This window comes from Maridesulfovibrio sp. FT414 (genome assembly GCF_050916235.1).
Classification (GTDB): domain Bacteria; phylum Desulfobacterota; class Desulfovibrionia; order Desulfovibrionales; family Desulfovibrionaceae; genus Maridesulfovibrio.
In genome coordinates, this window is sequence record NZ_CP104854.1 from 4,210,908 (window position 1) to 4,227,206 (window position 16,299).

The following is a 16,299-nucleotide window of genomic DNA, read 5'->3' on the forward strand; positions in this document are numbered from 1 at the left end:
AATCAGCCCCCGTATCCGTTATCCCTGATCCCTGAAGGAAGTGATCTTGTCCTTATTTCAGCCCGCCTGTTCAGGATTCTCATAGCTCCATCCTTTCCGTACTGTTTGATGAGCTGCTTGAGCTCATCCACCTGCTTACGTTGTTCCGGAGTCTCGGAAGGAACATGCGACTGGCCGCTCTTAAGAATTTCCTGATAAATCCCGACCGCCTGTTGTGCAGACTGGAGTTTAACCCTGTCCGCTTCATTCTGAGGCTTCCACTTGCCGGCACGATAATTTTCAAGAAATGTCGCGGCGTCATTGAATGCGTTATTGCCTTCATTGGTGAGTTCGCCGGTTTCAGAATTGATCATGGTTATACCCTTCTGGTGGAACGGCTTGAGAGCATCGCCCAGGGCCTTGCGCATATCCCCGAGCTTTTCCCGGGCCTGTTCGGCAGGCAACCCGGCGGTCTTAGCCTGCAGCTGTTCTGTCTCGGCCTGAGTCTTTTGGGTGGATGCAACTGACTTGTCGGTATCCGCGTATGTTTTGACGGTTTCAGCCCGGGATTTATCCGTATCCGCGTAGACCTTCCCGGTCTGGGCCCTTGTATGGTCGATGTCGGCAACATCTTTTGCACGTTTCAGATCTTCCTGAGCCAATCCGAGGGAGCGTAATTCATGCATTGAAAAGTTGCCCTCATGCAGAGACACAACAGGAGTGCTTGAATATTTATCCTTAAATCGTTTAGGTCTGTTAAATACTCGTTTGCCATCTTTATCATACAGCATGTACATGGTCGGACTTTCGTAATCCAACGGACTGTTGGCCGGGACAATCTGAAAAGAATTCCCCTTTGAGTCCTTCATATTGGTCCACTTATCCTTGTCCTGCCATTTCTCGCGATTACTTTGCACTGTCGCTTCACTGGCCATCTGACCAAGTTTCATAAAGATAGGGTTTTCGTACCTGCCTGCTCCTGTTACCTGATCCCCGCTTATGATCTGATTCAAAGCCTGCACTGCTTCCTCTTCAGTGACATGACGATTGTCTTCCCACTCTCCGGTTGCATCACTGCGAAACTTTTCGATATAAAACCCACTTCCTTCATCCCAGACATGCCTGTAAGGAATCGGAGTCTCCTTGGAAGCAGCTTCAATAAACGGCCTGGCACCTTTCATATCTCCGGCACTGACTCTTTCCCTGGCTTTCATGGCATTAGGCCGGACCTTATTGTTGTAAACATCCAATAAAACTGAATTACGAGCAGCCCCAATCTTCTGCTTGCCTTGAGCCGTATTAGCCCATGACTCACTTGCCTTTGCAAAAGCAGCACTCTCCACAGCATCGACAGGTTCAGGAAGATCCTTTCCCTGATTCAGCAATACTGTGTATTTATCTTCCAATTCTCTAAGCTTTGCGTTTTCATCTTTCTGCCTGCGAAGCTCTGCCATTTTGAACTCATGTTCCTCCATGACAGCAGCATGACGCTGCTTATCCCTCAACTCGCTTTGAAAGCCCTGTATAACGCTGGCAAAACCAAGCCCATCCTCCATCGTGAAACGACCATGTGCATCAGGCATAATTCCCCCTATGAAAGCAGATATGCTGCAGCCCCAACGACTGCTCCGCCAACAGCACCAACCGCTGTGCCCAACCCCGGAACTACGGACCCGACTGCCGCTCCGGTTGCTGCACCGCCCATGGCCCCGCCAAGTGCCCCTCCTGCCGTTTTGCCAGGCTTTTCCGGACGAGGAACAGCCCGTTGCATATGAGACGCCGTACTTGCAGCACTCTGCATACCTGACATTGCCTTATCAGCCGGGTTTTCAACCTTATACATGCCAAAATCCATACTATCCTCCTTAGGCCATTCCATATGAAGCTGCGGCCTTGAGACGGTTCAGATTATCTTCCTCAGCAGTCCGGCGAGCCATGGTTCTGGCTCCGGCTACAGCCTGCGCCTGTGACAGGTTCAAATCCTTCATCAACATTCCGTAACGCCCGGAATTGGTGTTCAGACCGGCTCTTGAAAAATCACGCTTCGAACTTGATGAAGCCATACCGAAACTATGTTTCACATCAGATTCAGCCTGTGAGACACGTGAATCCACATCAACGCCTTTAACGGCAGTGTCGATAAATGTCTGAGCTGCACCGAGCTGCTTCCTGCTTGTCTCAGTCTGAAGCGGAAGAAGTTCTCTCTGAGCAGTTATCTGATCTTTGGCCAGATCTTTCTGGTAAGGGATGAGCTCTCGATTAGCGGCGATCTGCTCCCTTTCCATCGGTTTATAATCCGAACGCCAGAAATCCATTGATTCCTCGGACATTGCCTGCTGGGCCTCATAAATAGTAGCCATGCGGGCGTTGTACTCCTTGTCAATGGAATCACCTCCGCCACCTCCACTGCTGCCTCCGCAAAGGGCAACCGGACCATGATACTCATAAGATTCTGCATGCTCGACCTTACCGGAAGAGAAATCGATAACGATCTTAGTGTAGACTTTCATTCAGCAACTCCCTCGTCAGACAGATCAGAGCTACAGGTTCACTTCTCCCCCTGCAGGCTATCCATGCTCCATATGGAATCTCCCCGCAGATTTTCCCTCCGCATTTCTCCACATACTTGATGGCAACCCCGTTTCTGATCGGCACAAAGCCCAACAGCATGTCATATACATACCCGCCGTCCTTATCCTTCATATTCAGAATGTTCCTGTTAACAAAACGGCCCATCTCAAAGACCTGACGACGCGGACAAGCTTCAAACACCACCCAGTGCATTCGGGCAAATCGACCTTCGTGGTGATTCAGCCAGACCAACCCCACAACAATTTCATCCTGCACAACCAGCCAGCTCACCGAATTCTTAAGCAACTGAACAAATTTATCCGGATCGTGGGTCTGCTCGTCGTACAAAACAGTATCGGCTTTACGCTCAACCACCATTCGCTCAAAAAGCGTCCTGATGTAGCTGTCAGGAAAAGACCGCACCCCATCCCACTCGACATAGGGAACCATTTCAAAACTCATCGTTTCACCGCCTGTTTTCGGGCCTTGTCCGCATCGACAAGCCCAAGTTCAACCAGATCATTGAAAGTTGCGCCCCGCTGCATGGGATCCGGAATCCCATAGATGAAACCAAGGAGAACCGTCCGCAGCTGCCGCAGGAAATGCAGCACACTGTTTTCCCGCACTTCGGGAAGCATGGGCTTCATAGGAGTTCTCCCATAGATGCAGCCAGGGCGATCCTTGAAACAGGGATGTCCGACACAACACCCACCTGAAACCGGCTGGCGAGGTATCCTGCCGGCAGGATGAACGGATCTGATGACCGCACCCTGCCGGAATAGATTTCCCTGCCGTCCGCCTTGAGGGTGAACTGAACCTGCCCCTTACGCTGCACCCTGTAAAAACTTCGCGAATCTCCACCAAAAGCCCCTGAACCGGCCGAGTCTGTCCCCACACAGAAAAGGTCACGTTTAACTTTAAGAATTGAATCGTCCGGGGCATTTGAATAATCAGCCGCAACCAGGGCGGCCTCCATGTTCAGCGGTTCACGGGTGCGGAATTCACCGGACTGCCATTCACAGCGCAGGGAGAAATCAGAGCCGTCCCAACGACTGATCACGGTTTCATTGCCAAAGGGATACGCGCCATGCAGGACGCGGCCTTCCGGCTCAACAGCCAGCGCGGTGCAGTGAAAGCCAAGCTTAACGAGCAGCTTTGAAACTGGATCAAAGGAAAAACCGGCTCCCGGTTCATGGAAGCAGATGTACCGCCCGGCATGCCACACGGCGTTGAACGACTCCGGACGGAGCTGCCGCCAGTCCTTTTCCGTGAAGATCCCGGCAGTAAGGTTCACCGGCGCGGATCCCGGAGCAACCAGATACAAACCGTCCAGGCTGGGGAACATCACTCCCAATGGAGACGCAACCGCACCGGAAGCGGACACACAGGGAAGATACCCGTCCAGCCTGGACGGGACAGCAAGAGAAGGGTCATCAACGGTAATGGTGTGGACATTGGCCGCAGTCATGACCACAAGGGTATTGCCGGTGGATTCCATGGCCACAACCCTGTGGGGAACGGACATGGCGTAACCGTCCGGCCATGCATGAGGAAAACCCGGTTCGGAGAGAAAGATCTCGTTACCCTTGAAACCGGCGAACATGTTGCCCGGAAGCGGAGTAAGCCCGCAAAGACCTTCCGGCGCGGGAGTCCAGTACCGGGAAGGCAGGACCTCGCCGACTTCCGGATCAGCGGCCGTATCCGTAAACGAACTCACAGCCGCAGCAACCTCGGCCACGAACTGGAACTCGCTGGATTGAGTTCCTGTCACAGTGCGGTAGATCCGGATCAGGCTGACCGGCCGGAAACCTTCAGCCGCTGCGCAAAGCGATGCAACAGAAACGGACTGCCCCGCCTGTACATCCACAACGGCTGAAGGCGGAGACGGCGGGCCTTCTTCTCCCAGATCCGAAACAAGGGTGTAGACGTATACCCGGGAAATAATGTCCGCCCCAGCTTCAGCGGTTCCCGATACTGTGACTTGCGGAGCAGTAGCCGGAGCAGGCATGCCCAGCGCGTAACGGTTAACAAGGCTGTTCCGCTCAACCGGATCATCCGAGCAGAAGATAAAGGCCCCCTGTCCATCTGTACCGTAAACACGTTCGCGGTAATCGCCGGCAACAGGTCCTTCGCGCAGAATCACCCGCTGATCCCAGCGGAGCCACTGACCACGGTAACAGAACACGGACAGTGCCCGGCCCGGAACAGCCGCGACCTTTAGCAGCCCGCCGAGAGGCCTCAGTTCACCGGATTCCAGCAGGCAGTTGACGGCCGTGGCCGCCTGCCCCGCTTCCAGAAGATGCAGGGCAAGGGCCGGCTTCATGCCTGAAAACACGTTCACTTCAAACATGGTCAGCCTTCCGGACCGAGGATCTTATCCGCTGCATCCCGGCCCCATTGCACAACCAGAAATGCGCGCTTGAACTCCTCAACGGTCACGGCATTGCGAAGTGCCGCCTGTGATTCCTCGCTGACCTTATCAAGATCGAACTCAGCTGCCGGACGTGCGGCGACAACCTCGGTAATCGCGGCACCGCCCGGGAGATCGACGACTTTACGAACCTTCATCTAGGCACCCTCCTCGGTGTAAATCTTGGCTGCTTTGGCACGCAGGGAGGCATCCCCGGAGACTTTCAGAGCCAGCCGCTTAACAGCCGGATCGGCAAATGCCACCTTGGTTCCGGTATATTTCAGGGCTGATCCTGAAATCACACAGGAAGCGATAGCGGAAGGATTGACGCAGCGGTCTGGAATGACCACGGTTTCGGCTCCGGTCGGAGCCTGTGCCAGCGGGGTGATGAGGGTTGCGGTAGTGGTGTAAACGGTGGGCAATACAGAATTAGCGGAGAAGTCTACAATTTCCAGTGTCGGATCAGCAGGGAAGTGCGCTGAAGCCCAGAATTTAACTTCACCGGAAAAAACTCTGGCAGCTTTAACTACATTATCAACAATAAACTGACATGTTCCATCTGCCAGGCGTTTGAACTTAAACACAGTAGAAGTATCAGTATACGCGCCGGCAGCCTCAGTGCCGCCCTGCTTAGGGTATGCATAGTTTCCAGCGTAAGCATAAAAGCCAAACACAGTTGTTGCCCAATCTGCATCGGCAACTCCAAACAGATAGTTTTCACTACCGGTATGAACATGGTCGGACGGAAGCAATCCAAAGCACGAAGAGGCCCCAAGCGACTGTACCTTGAAAGCAAGTTCAAACGGTCCGGAAAGAATGTGATCCAGCACAGAACAGGCAGTCAGGTTGACATCGTCACCTGTAACTGTCACGCCGCCACCGACCGTATCAGAGGAACCAAGCCAGTTAGTGGCAAGAGCTGACAATGGAGTAGATGCCTCGGAATTAATGGATTCAGAAACACCTGAAACCGCTGCGTCCTGTCCGGCAACCATGAGGTTGTTGTGCAGCCCTCCGGCTGTGTACATCTTGTCCTTAATAGAATTAGAGGAGGTAAACACGAGATCGGATACGGTGGCCCCAGCCCCCCAAGTCAAAACAACCTCCGGCCCGAGATATTCCCCGGCTGCACCTGCACCGAGTTTCAAAGAAACATCAGCTTTCTTAAACACCTTGGTTGGGGCACCTGCAAGGGCCGGAAAAATGGAGACCGTATTGTGTGCAGCATCAGCCTCAACCACCTTTACATTCCAATCTGCACCCATTGTTTCAGACAGAGGCACAGCTGCACCTCTGGCAGAGCTGAGTACAGCCGCGGCATCTCCGCCGTTGACCATGTTCCAATACTTTGCAGCATCGTGTTCAGTAAATTCCATGATCAACCAATAGGTAGTTCCTGGAGTCACTATGTTTTCAGCAAAATCAAGAGTTACCCACCCTGCAGAACTTCGGTTTACAGTGGCCCCGTTTCCGGCAATCTGTACTGTCTGATCTTCATTCCAAATCTGAGCCCCCAGAGTTACAAACGCCCCCTGCATCGCATCGCCCTGGAACGAGATTGATTTGAAAGAGGCTTTTGTCGCCGTGTACTTAATGCCCATATAATTGGCACAGGTGTACGGCGATGTCCCAGCGGTATGACTTACTGTTTCGATTTCCTGAGCGGGAGAATGTTCAATCGACTGCACAACCGTCTCCCCTAAATCCGTAACCAACACATCCCCCTGCGCCACGACCCCACCCAGCTTGAGGGTACTGGCTGTTGTCCCGGCAAGCACGGACAGCTCACTTCCGTGAATCTCGACTTCAGGGGTTCCGCTGACAAGGCTCTTTCCACTGGGGTTGTTCAGCCCCGTTGTTGTGGCCGGGAGCTGTGCGCCGTCAGCAGTCACATCCGCACCGGGCCAGCCTGCCGACGAATCCGCGTAGACCAGAGTCACGCCGGCCTGCACGGCCACATAACGCACTGACAGATTCACCGCATTTGACGGATCGGAGAGGATGAAAGACATCTGTGCGGCCCTGCAGGTGATGGGGCCCACGTTCTTGGGTGACTCAAGCTCGATCACCTGCGGCACACGCAACTGAAAGGACTGCCCTGTACGGGAAAAATCCGTGACCCCGTCAGGCAGGTTGAAATGGAATTCAGTTGAATCTGGGTAGGTTTTCCCGACTTCAGGATGCCTGATTGTCCCGCTGACCAGCGTACCTCCATCAACTTCAAGGGCTTCCATTTCCAGCACTGGAACCGGAGTCATGTAGCCCAGCAGTTCCTCGCTGGAGAGGGTACGCTTCGCAACAGCGTCAGGATCAAGACCGGCTTCCACATGTGTGAGATCCGCCGGAACGGTCATTTCGATCACGGATACCGTGGTCAGACCGTCCGCAAAGACGGCGGATTCAACAAAGCCGACCGACCGGTTGGGGTATGCCTTTACCGCACGGTTGGGCACGAAAAAGGACGTGAAATCACCGGCAAGAGTGAAACTTGCGGAACTGAGGAACTGAGGCAGCACCACCTCGCCGGCAGCATTCTTGGGACGCATCCAGCACTCACCGGCCATTTCCTCCCAGGTCCGGGCAGTCATGCGCAGATGAATGCGGCTTTCCACGGGAAAAGGAAGTGCGGCAGTGCCCTCTTCACCTCGGGTAATGGTCAGCACGTTGCCGTTTCTGGCGGTGACGTTGATAAACTCAACCGCCTCGGTTGCCGGGTTGACCAGCGCACAGCGGAAGTTGTCCCCGGCAAGCAGGGACGGAAAATTTCCGGCATGATCCGCCGGAACAGTCACCTGCGTGGCGGCGGCATCAATGGCGGAAGTAATGAAACTTTCCGCCAGATTTTTAAGAATGATCATGAATTTTCCCCCTTGAAAGTGATGGCCGGACCGATTCCCTGTCGCTTGACCAGCGGGATGCAGGCTGCGGAACTTGCGGAAGCGATATTCCCTATCTTGCACAGGGTATGGATTGTCTGAATCGCTACTGACGAACAGCCTGCACACTCCCCCTGATCCCACAGATCCAGATTCCCGCGCAGGACGGAAGAGGAACAGCTTTTCGCCTCGGCAGCACCTGCGGCCTCAAAATGGCAGTAACCGCCGCCAAGCGAGAACTCGGCAACGGAACAGCCTCCGATGCATGCGGACCTGATCACGGCTAACCGTCCTCGATGGCGAGAGTTTCAAGGCGCACATGGAAGGTGTCACCCATGTAGACCAGGCGGGCCAGCTCCAGCGGCCCGAAGTACAGGACATTGCCCCCGCTCTGCGCATCCAGGACCGCCCAGTGCGTGACCAGCCCCACATCCGAAGTGAACTGGGGAAAGCGGATCTCGTCGGTATTTAGCAGCCGGCCGTTCACCGGTTCGGCCCCGAAGTTAACCAGCTGGCGCACATAGTTTGACGAACCCGGCAGCTCGTTTGCAGCGGACAGCTCACCGATACGCAGCGCGGCCATAACCGCACCGTTCTTCTGGGTCTTGATCGCTTCGGAATCTGTTTCGATGATTCCGGCACTGAACAGGCCCATCCACACCGAGGCCGGCGGCTGATAGGCCACATTCTTGAGAACATGAGCGGCCAGCCTGTTCTTGAGAAAGACAGATTTGCAGGTATCCATGACTTACTCCTTAGAAAAATGATGGGCTGTTCATTTCAAGACGTGCCCCGGTTCCCCCGCGCATCTCCCTGATCCGGATCCCGGCCATGCCTTCGTTGAATTCAGCGAGAGCCACATTCGCCCGGGCCGGATCGGTCCATTCCTCATTGGGAACCATGAAAAGTTTGTGCCTTGCCCCGGCGGCGATGATCGCGCCATGGGAATCAAGGAGAAACTTCGGACAGTTGCGGGCAAGCACATGCGGAGCCAGCACGTTCACGGTGCGCAGAACTCCGGATTCATCTTCGCGCGGACAGGGAACAAGGCGCACCACCCCGGGCTCCTCCACCTGATAGAAGGCAGGGGTTCCCGGTTCATCCCTGACCACCCGATCATCAAGCGGTATCAGGACTTCATCCCTGAAATGGACTTCCAGAGTGGCGACAACCGTGGTCTCTTCCGGCGGCTCGAACACGTAACGGCAGTCACCGGCATAAACATCCGTCAGGTCTGAGACATGCCTCCAGACCCGGGTCCGGCGGCAGAAGGCAACGGCCGCGCTCCTGAGTTCGGAAATGATCAGCGGCACGGGGCAACGCGGCAGGGAGGACTGCAGGAGCGGCAGAAACTCGCGCCAGCCCACGGTAAGCAGCCTAGCCATTGTTCACCTTCCCGCTGTTGGGGCTGATCAGCAGCCGCGCCTTTGCTTCCTCACCAAGAGAGACATACATCTGGCGCAGACAGTCAGTGCCCTTCTGCCAGTTGGCGGCAGAGGAACTGTTCTGCGCCCAGCAGCGGTAAAGCACATAATCCGCCAGAGGACCGGCAAAGATGTCCGGCAGGGCAAGTTCCTGCTCAAGGTCCGTCACCGGCCCTGGCCTGCGTGAATATTCCAGCTCCACCCGCACGCCTTCGGCTGGAGGAGGGGAAACCCAGTAGACCGAAGGCACTTCCTCCTCAAAGGCGTAATTATCGAGCACATCTGAAGGAGGCTCGGAGTGCCACTGCAGATTGGCTCCATCCAGAGCGGCCCGGCTGACCGAGGTGATGGCCTGCCCGGGAGTTCCGTCCGGCCGGACGTTCCTGACCAGACCGATGAAACGGCCCTGATCAGGAACATCCTGCCTTGTGGAACCTGCAGCCAGCTCAACCCGTTCAATCACGGAATTGGAATCCGGCCTGAGCATGACCACCTGACGCTGTGCCATGGTCAGGTGGTCAAGCAGGTCGCCGTCGCTCCAGCGCAGCCCTTCGGGGTCATGCAGGGTTCTGCGAATGTCGGCGATGAGTTCAAAGGCAAACATCAGTCAAGCACCCGGATGTTGAACCGGGGAACCATGCGGGTGCTGTATTCAACACCGTCACCGGTATTCATGATCTCGTGGGCGTTGTAGGCCGAGTCCCTGAGAACCTTGTAGACGGATCTCGGAACAGCGACATCAACACCGCGCTTGATCTGATAGGGAACGGCCTGAACGGAAACAAAGACATCGTCCTTGCCTTCCCCGCCTTCCCCTTCGGCAATGTTGATCGTGACCTTTTCTTCATTCTGGAGCCGCCTGAGTTCGGATTTCTCGAACTGTGCGGCGTGTTCGTCCAGTCTGCGGTTTTCCGCCTCAAGCTCTTCGCGGGCAATCCTCTGCTGCTCGAGCTCTTCAGCCAGACCGGTCTTTTCCTCTTCAGCCTTTGCCAGAGCAGCATCCTTTTCAGCCAGTTGCCGTTTAAGCTCTGCCACTTCATCAATGGGCTGTGCTTTCTGTTCTTCGTTCTTGCTCATTTCAAATCACCCGTTATGCGTCCGGAGGAGTTTCGGTTACGGCTACTTCAAGGCGAACCAGCCAGGCGTCATTGAGGATCGCGCCGGTGTAATAGGTGATCCAGCCGACACTGCCCCTCTGGCCGAGCTTGTCGCTCTTGCTGGGAGTTTCAGGGTTGACCACCTTGGGAACGACAGAATCTTTTCCTTTCAGGGCCACATCACCGTAGGCATCGGCCCCCAGGATGTAGATGGGATAGACATCGGCGTTCGTTCCGGACTCGGAAAGCATGTCGGTTCCGGATGCTCCCTTCAGGCCCCCGGCGTCAGTCATGGGCTCAATGGAAGTTGAAACCACGTAACGGACATCCTCCACCTTGCCGATTTCGTTTTCATAGGGAGTGAGCTGGCCGTATTCCTCAACCGGGACAAAGCCGGGCATCTCCCTGATGTCGGACTCGCAGTCGGAGTGAGTGATTCCGATGAACGCGGCGGCAACAGGCTTGGTGCCGTAATTGACGCTGGAAGAAATCACCTTGGTGACCTTGCGGGCCTTCTGCCGCTTCAGCGCACGGGTAGCCAGACGCTGCACGCTCTTGGTTATGGGTTTGGTGACGGTTCCCCGGGAGGTTCCGCCGGAATAGATGACGTTGGTTCCGGCGCGGAGAATGCCTTCCAGAACCATATCGAGGGTCTGGCCGGCCTGTTCGCCCAGAATATCCATGGATTCCTGAAGAACGGGGTCCTCGTGGGTATCCTGAATAACGTCAGTGAGTTCGATGTAGTCGCCGTACTGCTTGAGGGTGGCGGACACGTCTGTCTTGGTCAGCTTCTTGCCCGCGGGGGTGACGCCTTCAACCAAAGGCACGTTTGCCGGTTCAAGGGCGTTGTACCTGCGCCATTTGACGGTCTGCCCCTTGTTCTTGGGCATCTTGAGAGACTGCCCGAACCTGCCGAAAATGTTATAGTTGTCCGCCCTTCTCAGAAATCCCGGCACGGCGTAGCCTGCGGTTCTGGGGCTGATGTCTCCATAAAGAGTAGCCATTATCGCTCCTATGCTTCTGCGGCTGCAGCTTCAAACCCGCCGTCAAAGTCATCCATGTCGGGTTTCTGTCTGCCGCTCACAGACTTGCGTTTGCCGGGAACTGCGGTGATCTTTCTGGCCGCATCAACATCGACCTTGTCCTTTGCATTCCCGGAGACTGCTTTCTTGTATCTGGTCAACAGTTCGGACACTTCTGCTGCACTGCCGGACTCCATGATCCTGAAGGCCGCGCTGGCCTCGCGGTAGGGAAGGTCTTCGGCCCAGCTCCGTACAGAGGCGTTGAACCGGCCGAGCTCTTCCGCCCTGCCCGGATCGACCACCATCTGCACATAGTCGGGATGATCGTTCCCGATTGCGGCGAAGTGGTCCCTGCGCCGGTCCTGCTCATGCCTGCTGATGACAGCTTCCACGCGGGGATTGACCTGCCGCAGCTGGAGAGCGGACTCGAGCATGCCCATGACCACCTCGGGACCGAACTCGTGAAGATTGGCCCGATAACGCTGCCCCTGCTCGGAATCCTCCAGCAGGATGTCCTCATACTGCGGATTAACCCGCAGAATGGTTTCCACCTCGGCCTTATCCTCGGCAGGGATCTCGACCAGCACGGACCTGTCTTTTCCGCTTTGTCCTGATTGATCGGGGCCAGCCTGGTCAGGACCGCCGAAATAGCGGTCAAGCAGCGCACGCCCTTCAGCAAGAAGGTCCTGCCCGCTTCCGCGCGGATCCGCGTCATCAGTGTCCGCTGAGTCCGGATCTTCACCGGCCTCATCCTCTTCAGGCAAAATCTGGTCTGAAGCGGACCCGGCATCGTCGCCAGAGTCCTCATCTCCGGACTGGGGGTCACCTTCGCCCCCGTCACCTGCTTCCGGCATGGAATCATCAGATTCGTCCGGCTGATCCTCATTCAAAGACTCACCGGGAAGCTCCTGCGCTGATTCTCCGGCCTCGAAGCCGCGTGCGAATTCATCCTGTTCGTGGAGATCATTTCCCATTGTTTCCTCCTCAGTACGGATTCTGACTCTTGCCCCGTTCCGGAGCCGGGGTCAGGTCCGCTAAAATATCCCTGTATGCCTTGATTCTGCCCTGCAGCCCGGGGACGTTTTCCGGGGAAGCTTCAACAAGGTTCTCCTTGTCCTCCAGAATCTTCAGCTCCAGGTATTCACGCACTCGCCCAAGGGTGCTGCCTCCGGTTTCAACCAGTTCCATGGCCTTCTGTCGGCTAGTCTTCATCGTCACCTGCTCCTGCGTCGAATCCGTCCTCGAAGCTTCCGCCGGCATCAATGCCCAGCTTCACAAGCTGCAATTCAATGGATTTATTCTTTCCACCAGGTTGGGCACCGGCACTGCACACAAAAGCTTTGGCTTCCAGCTTCACAGTGGATCCAACCTTCATGTCCTTAGGCTTCAAGCCAAGCTTTGATACGGATTCATCATGAAGGGTTATCCGCAGCCCCCACGGGAATTCATCCTGTGCAGACTCAATCGCCGCCTCTTCCTTCCTTTTTTTTTCCGGCTTAAGCCGCATATCTGTCAGCTTCATGCTGACCTCCCTGTTCCGGCATCAATGCGCCGGTCTGTTGCTGCAGCATGGACAGAAGTCCCTGCTGCACGTCCACCCCCCTTCCTTCCAGCTCTTCAACCAGTGCCTGAACATTTGCCTTTGCCGATTCCATGAGCTGTTCCCGGTCCCAGCTTTCCTTTTCCCTAGCCGAACGCAGAACACCTTCAGGCAGTTCAAGGTTCTTGCTGATCTCCCTGAGGAGCTTTTCGTCATCCACCCAGCCCGCAAAACGAGGATTGTCTGTGATGGCCAGAATGGTCTGCATGCGTTCGAGCTGGACTTCCTTGGCCATGAGCACCGAGGTTCCGGTGGCGATGATCTCGAAATCGCCCTTGATGTCGGCGCGGGTGTTGAACTGCATGTTCCAGAAATACATACGCCTGAAGAACGGACGGGTTATGTTCTCATCAAAGGATTTGACCAGATCCTTCAGAATCTGGTGCGCGGCCCCGATGAGCATGGACAGACCGCGGGCGGTCTTGCCGGCCCCGCGCATCTGGGATCCGTCTCCGCCCATGAAGCGGGGCACGGACATATCGTCCACCATGTCGTTGAAGACCCGCACCAGAGCCAGTAGTTCGTTGGTGTAGGAAGGGATGGAGAAAAATTTGAGGGCCTTGTTCATGTCCTCCACGGACCTGAACGGCCAGAACTTGAAGGCGTAGATGTCGCGCGGATCCTCGCTGTCCTCGAACGCGCTCATATTGGCCGCAACCTGTGGACCGCACGAGACTGCGGCGTTATCCAGCAGCATGCGCATGGACGAGTTCAGGGCCTTCTGCGGATGCCGCAGCAGTGTGGCCAGCCCGTCTCCCCAGATGGAATCCTCGTCCTTCACGAAGTAGTCGAACTGGTAGGGAATGGTCGCGCCCTCAAGGGGATTGATGACCGCCTTGATAACCTTGTCACCCAGCATCCAGACGTTGGCCGGGAAGATGTCCGCCCGGCCTTCCTCGGGGATCTCGATGCCGACGCTTGAAAGCTGCTCACCGGTCAGGGTTCCCCAGAACTCGTAGACCCGGTAACGCTTCTCCATCCTGCGCGACTCGCCGCTGACCTTCTGCTGCAGCTTCAGCCCGGCATATGAATCGACATCACCGTCCTTGTTGTCGCGCAGGTACTGCCTGATCACATCCTCCTTGAAACCGGGATAGGTGAGCAGATCCAGAACCTGCTGCCGATTGTAGATGTGGTCCTGAAACATGTATTCGCAGCCGGCCAGATCCGTAGCGTTGGGATCCGGGTAGGCATTCCAGACAGAAACATCCTCAAAGAACGGCCGCAGCTCCGTTATCTGGGACTTCTGGAGCGTCCAGCGGCCTTCCCCATCAATGACATACGAATCGCGGAACTCCTCGCGCACCAGCGGCCCCTTGAGGATGCCGGTTCCGTACTTCAGTTTCTGCTCCATGACCGACTTGCAGGCCGAGCGGTAGGACCTGCGCCCTTCACCGCCCACCAGCTGGTCGGCGATCTCGCTGCCCATGGCCTCGCACGATTCCTTGGCCTTCTTTTCAATCAGCCCCTCAAGGTCTTCCGGTGCAAGCTGCTGCCCCTGCGCCATTGCCTGCCGGGTATAGAACTCCAGCACCGAAGGATGCAGTTCCGGACGAGGTGAAGGCTTGAGATCCCAGTTGCGTTCGCCGGATGCCGGGAAAAGGAAGTCCATCACCTGCGTGAGCACGGTGTTCATCTTCACCCGGGTGGCCGGCACGTACATCTTGGACCGCTTGATCTTCTTCAGTTCGTCCTGCTCGTACTCGCTCTTCACCTGCAGGTAGTCCTTCATCCAGATTTCTTCCCTGGACGAACGGGCCGACTCCGCTTCGGTAAAAAGCTTCTTTATGAAGACACCTAGGTCCTGACTCATGCAGCCGCCCTGCCCGCATTGCGAGGTCTGGATGAGAACCACCAGCCCACGGCGGAGCTGGACATAAAAACGGTATTGGTGACGATGTACCGGACCATTTCATTGGCCGTGTTCGCATCGACCAGCACATTGGTCTGGGCCAGATAGCCGGTGAAATGCTGGTAGGTTGACCAGGTGATCCAGCACAGGAACACGGTCATGGTCGGCCGGGTGATGCCCCGGATTGCATCGGCCACCACAAGCAGGAAGTCGGCCCAGCACTTTTCCTTGCCCCGCGAATAGGTCGCGGCGTCATGCAGGAGCGAAGCCTGATAGTTCTGGCCGTCGATAAGAGTCTCGGTCATGGCCCGATTTTCCCGGGCCTGCTGGACCTTCACATCACCTTCGGCCCGTAGCCGCTCGATTTCCTTGTCGGCCATGAGCATTTCCTGCTCGTGCTGAAGCTGCAGGGTCTTGCGCTTCTGCCATTCACCGATCCAGTTGGAAATTCCACCGAAAATGTTCTGGGCAATGGTCGCGATTCCTCCGGTACCGATACCGAGCAGCGAAGAGCCCACCAGATCAAACAGACCAGCATCAGCCATGATCAAGCCTCCCTGATGTCGAGCAGCAGTTCCCGGCCGAGCGCGGCGTTCAGGAACCTGCGAAATGTTGGTTTGGAATTGCCCACGGCCTGCTGGCCCCAGATCTCGCAGAGCACGGAGCCGAGAAGCACGCAACCCAGCGAGTTGGAGCGGTAGCCGAGGGTTTTATCGCCAGCCACGTTGCCCCAGTGGATCTGTACGGCACTGCGGCCCGGCACATTGCGGAACTGGTAGACGAAGCTGTTCCAGTGATCGGACCAACGGCGGAAAAGGGAGTAAGTGCCGACCGGAATGCAGGAGACAGAGTTCTGATTCTCCCGCCAGGGCAGCTCTATGCTGAAGCACTGGAAGTCCACTTCGGGAATGGTCAGCACGCCGATGGTGCCCTGATCAGTGTACGGACGGCGCAGAAGGGTTGCAGCAAGCGGTGGAAGCGGTTTCATCACTTCACCACCCTGGTGAAATGTTCCCAGATGGCCATGCCGACAAATCCGATTCCACCAGTGGCCAACATCTTGAATACCATGCACCAGAAAGCACGGCGGCCCTCGAGCATGACGCCCACGGCCTTGTGGTGGTCGCGCATCTTCTCGATGCCCTTGGCGTGTTCGCCGTCACCGATGTCGCGCACCATGCCCATGAAATGGCCGACCGCCTTGGCAGCTTCCGGCTCCAGCTTGCAGGAACCGTTGCCGGTCTGCTGCAGGCCGATGGCAATGCCCTCTGCTACAGCGGCAGTAATTTCTTTCCGAAGTTGCGGATCAAGAACCGATTCACCCACAGCAGACTCCCTGATGGCCGTCCGCACCATTGCCGAAAGGCACGGACGACCGGCGAGGTTATAAAGGCGAAAACAAGGCCTCCATACTTACGGGAATCTGTAACACGGGGTTTTCAGGAGAGGACGCGGGAGATCGTCCCAG

Annotated in this window: 21 protein-coding genes; all 21 read right to left on the reverse strand. The window is 56.2% G+C overall.

Features of this window, described 5'->3' with window-relative positions; genetic code table 11:
* Positions 1-2 precede the first annotated feature (2 nt).
* The 21 genes from N7E73_RS18660 to N7E73_RS18760 are packed head-to-tail and all read right to left on the reverse strand — an operon-like array spanning position 3 to position 16,157.
* Complete coding sequence (locus tag N7E73_RS18660; protein WP_432736462.1) at positions 3-1,562, reverse strand: hypothetical protein; 1,560 nt, start codon at positions 1,560-1,562, stop codon at positions 3-5.
* 8 nt (positions 1,563-1,570) lie between these two features.
* Positions 1,571-1,834: a hypothetical protein gene (locus N7E73_RS18665; RefSeq protein ID WP_432736463.1), complete on the reverse strand. Its 264-nt coding sequence runs from the start codon at positions 1,832-1,834 to the stop codon at positions 1,571-1,573.
* Between the two features lie 10 nt (positions 1,835-1,844).
* A complete protein-coding gene (locus N7E73_RS18670) occupies positions 1,845-2,489 on the reverse strand; it encodes a hypothetical protein (RefSeq protein WP_432736464.1) in 645 nt (214 codons plus the stop codon).
* Positions 2,473-3,012, reverse strand: a complete 540-nt coding sequence (locus tag N7E73_RS18675; protein ID WP_432736465.1) for a hypothetical protein — start codon at positions 3,010-3,012, stop codon at positions 2,473-2,475. Before N7E73_RS18675 ends, N7E73_RS18670 begins: the two co-directional genes overlap by 17 nt.
* Entirely contained in the window at positions 3,009-3,197 is a 189-nt protein-coding gene (locus tag N7E73_RS18680; RefSeq protein ID WP_432736466.1) for a hypothetical protein, read from the reverse strand. Before N7E73_RS18680 ends, N7E73_RS18675 begins: the two co-directional genes overlap by 4 nt.
* Complete coding sequence (locus tag N7E73_RS18685) at positions 3,194-4,900, reverse strand: hypothetical protein (RefSeq protein WP_432736467.1); 1,707 nt, start codon at positions 4,898-4,900, stop codon at positions 3,194-3,196. The genes N7E73_RS18680 and N7E73_RS18685 overlap by 4 nt, the downstream gene beginning before the upstream one ends.
* Positions 4,901-4,902: 2 nt before the next feature.
* Complete coding sequence (locus N7E73_RS18690) at positions 4,903-5,118, reverse strand: hypothetical protein (RefSeq protein WP_432736468.1); 216 nt, start codon at positions 5,116-5,118, stop codon at positions 4,903-4,905.
* Positions 5,119-7,818 (reverse strand): hypothetical protein, encoded by a 2,700-nt coding sequence (locus tag N7E73_RS18695; protein WP_432736470.1) that lies wholly within the window; start codon positions 7,816-7,818, stop codon positions 5,119-5,121.
* On the reverse strand, positions 7,815-8,117 hold the full coding sequence (locus tag N7E73_RS18700) for a hypothetical protein (protein ID WP_432736471.1): 303 nt from the start codon (positions 8,115-8,117) through the stop codon (positions 7,815-7,817). The genes N7E73_RS18695 and N7E73_RS18700 overlap by 4 nt, the downstream gene beginning before the upstream one ends.
* A 2-nt stretch (positions 8,118-8,119) precedes the next feature.
* Entirely contained in the window at positions 8,120-8,581 is a 462-nt protein-coding gene (locus N7E73_RS18705) for a phage tail fiber protein (RefSeq protein ID WP_432736472.1), read from the reverse strand.
* Positions 8,582-8,591: 10 nt separating this feature from the next.
* Positions 8,592-9,221 (reverse strand): hypothetical protein, encoded by a 630-nt coding sequence (locus N7E73_RS18710; RefSeq protein ID WP_432736473.1) that lies wholly within the window; start codon positions 9,219-9,221, stop codon positions 8,592-8,594.
* A complete protein-coding gene (locus N7E73_RS18715; RefSeq protein WP_432736474.1) occupies positions 9,214-9,864 on the reverse strand; it encodes a DUF6682 family protein in 651 nt (216 codons plus the stop codon). The genes N7E73_RS18710 and N7E73_RS18715 overlap by 8 nt, the downstream gene beginning before the upstream one ends.
* Complete coding sequence (locus tag N7E73_RS18720; protein ID WP_432736475.1) at positions 9,864-10,337, reverse strand: hypothetical protein; 474 nt, start codon at positions 10,335-10,337, stop codon at positions 9,864-9,866. Before N7E73_RS18720 ends, N7E73_RS18715 begins: the two co-directional genes overlap by 1 nt.
* A 13-nt stretch (positions 10,338-10,350) precedes the next feature.
* Positions 10,351-11,361, reverse strand: coding sequence for a N4-gp56 family major capsid protein (locus N7E73_RS18725; RefSeq protein ID WP_432736477.1), 1,011 nt, complete (start codon positions 11,359-11,361; stop codon positions 10,351-10,353).
* 8 nt (positions 11,362-11,369) lie between these two features.
* The gene (locus N7E73_RS18730) at positions 11,370-12,353 is read right to left on the reverse strand and encodes a hypothetical protein (RefSeq protein ID WP_432736479.1); all 984 of its coding nucleotides are present in this window, start codon (positions 12,351-12,353) and stop codon (positions 11,370-11,372) included.
* A gap of 10 nt (positions 12,354-12,363) precedes the next feature.
* A complete protein-coding gene (locus N7E73_RS18735) occupies positions 12,364-12,591 on the reverse strand; it encodes a hypothetical protein (protein WP_432736481.1) in 228 nt (75 codons plus the stop codon).
* Complete coding sequence (gene gp10 / locus N7E73_RS18740) at positions 12,581-12,901, reverse strand: capsid staple protein (RefSeq protein ID WP_432736482.1); 321 nt, start codon at positions 12,899-12,901, stop codon at positions 12,581-12,583. The genes N7E73_RS18735 and gp10 overlap by 11 nt, the downstream gene beginning before the upstream one ends.
* Positions 12,876-14,792, reverse strand: coding sequence for a portal protein (locus N7E73_RS18745; protein WP_432736484.1), 1,917 nt, complete (start codon positions 14,790-14,792; stop codon positions 12,876-12,878). The genes gp10 and N7E73_RS18745 overlap by 26 nt, the downstream gene beginning before the upstream one ends.
* On the reverse strand, positions 14,789-15,376 hold the full coding sequence (locus N7E73_RS18750) for a hypothetical protein (protein ID WP_432736486.1): 588 nt from the start codon (positions 15,374-15,376) through the stop codon (positions 14,789-14,791). Before N7E73_RS18750 ends, N7E73_RS18745 begins: the two co-directional genes overlap by 4 nt.
* Positions 15,377-15,378: 2 nt before the next feature.
* Positions 15,379-15,819 carry a DUF5675 family protein gene (locus N7E73_RS18755; RefSeq protein WP_432736487.1) on the reverse strand — a complete coding sequence of 147 codons (441 nt, stop codon included), beginning with the start codon at positions 15,817-15,819 and terminating at the stop codon, positions 15,379-15,381.
* On the reverse strand, positions 15,819-16,157 hold the full coding sequence (locus tag N7E73_RS18760; protein WP_432736488.1) for a hypothetical protein: 339 nt from the start codon (positions 16,155-16,157) through the stop codon (positions 15,819-15,821). Before N7E73_RS18760 ends, N7E73_RS18755 begins: the two co-directional genes overlap by 1 nt.
* Positions 16,158-16,299 lie beyond the last annotated feature (142 nt).

Bases quoted from the DNA above. Each gene is read 5' to 3' on its own strand.
- N7E73_RS18690 (WP_432736468.1), bottom strand. From the start codon at position 5,118: ATGAAGGTTCGTAAAGTCGTCGATCTCCCGGGCGGTGCCGCGATTACC.
- N7E73_RS18675 (WP_432736465.1), bottom strand. From the start codon at position 3,012: ATGAGTTTTGAAATGGTTCCCTATGTCGAGTGGGATGGGGTGCGGTCT.
- N7E73_RS18665 (WP_432736463.1), bottom strand. From the start codon at position 1,834: ATGGATTTTGGCATGTATAAGGTTGAAAACCCGGCTGATAAGGCAATG.
- N7E73_RS18730 (WP_432736479.1), bottom strand. From the start codon at position 12,353: ATGGGAAATGATCTCCACGAACAGGATGAATTCGCACGCGGCTTCGAG.
- gp10 (WP_432736482.1), bottom strand. From the start codon at position 12,901: ATGAAGCTGACAGATATGCGGCTTAAGCCGGAAAAAAAAAGGAAGGAA.
- N7E73_RS18680 (WP_432736466.1), bottom strand. From the start codon at position 3,197: ATGAAGCCCATGCTTCCCGAAGTGCGGGAAAACAGTGTGCTGCATTTC.
- N7E73_RS18745 (WP_432736484.1), bottom strand. From the start codon at position 14,792: ATGAGTCAGGACCTAGGTGTCTTCATAAAGAAGCTTTTTACCGAAGCG.
- N7E73_RS18750 (WP_432736486.1), bottom strand. From the start codon at position 15,376: ATGGCTGATGCTGGTCTGTTTGATCTGGTGGGCTCTTCGCTGCTCGGT.
- N7E73_RS18705 (WP_432736472.1), bottom strand. From the start codon at position 8,581: ATGGATACCTGCAAATCTGTCTTTCTCAAGAACAGGCTGGCCGCTCAT.
- N7E73_RS18720 (WP_432736475.1), bottom strand. From the start codon at position 10,337: ATGAGCAAGAACGAAGAACAGAAAGCACAGCCCATTGATGAAGTGGCA.
- N7E73_RS18755 (WP_432736487.1), bottom strand. From the start codon at position 15,819: ATGAAACCGCTTCCACCGCTTGCTGCAACCCTTCTGCGCCGTCCGTAC.
- N7E73_RS18715 (WP_432736474.1), bottom strand. From the start codon at position 9,864: ATGTTTGCCTTTGAACTCATCGCCGACATTCGCAGAACCCTGCATGAC.
- N7E73_RS18695 (WP_432736470.1), bottom strand. From the start codon at position 7,818: ATGATCATTCTTAAAAATCTGGCGGAAAGTTTCATTACTTCCGCCATT.
- N7E73_RS18670 (WP_432736464.1), bottom strand. From the start codon at position 2,489: ATGAAAGTCTACACTAAGATCGTTATCGATTTCTCTTCCGGTAAGGTC.
- N7E73_RS18660 (WP_432736462.1), bottom strand. From the start codon at position 1,562: ATGCCTGATGCACATGGTCGTTTCACGATGGAGGATGGGCTTGGTTTT.
- N7E73_RS18685 (WP_432736467.1), bottom strand. From the start codon at position 4,900: ATGTTTGAAGTGAACGTGTTTTCAGGCATGAAGCCGGCCCTTGCCCTG.
- N7E73_RS18725 (WP_432736477.1), bottom strand. From the start codon at position 11,361: ATGGCTACTCTTTATGGAGACATCAGCCCCAGAACCGCAGGCTACGCC.
- N7E73_RS18710 (WP_432736473.1), bottom strand. From the start codon at position 9,221: ATGGCTAGGCTGCTTACCGTGGGCTGGCGCGAGTTTCTGCCGCTCCTG.
- N7E73_RS18735 (WP_432736481.1), bottom strand. From the start codon at position 12,591: ATGAAGACTAGCCGACAGAAGGCCATGGAACTGGTTGAAACCGGAGGC.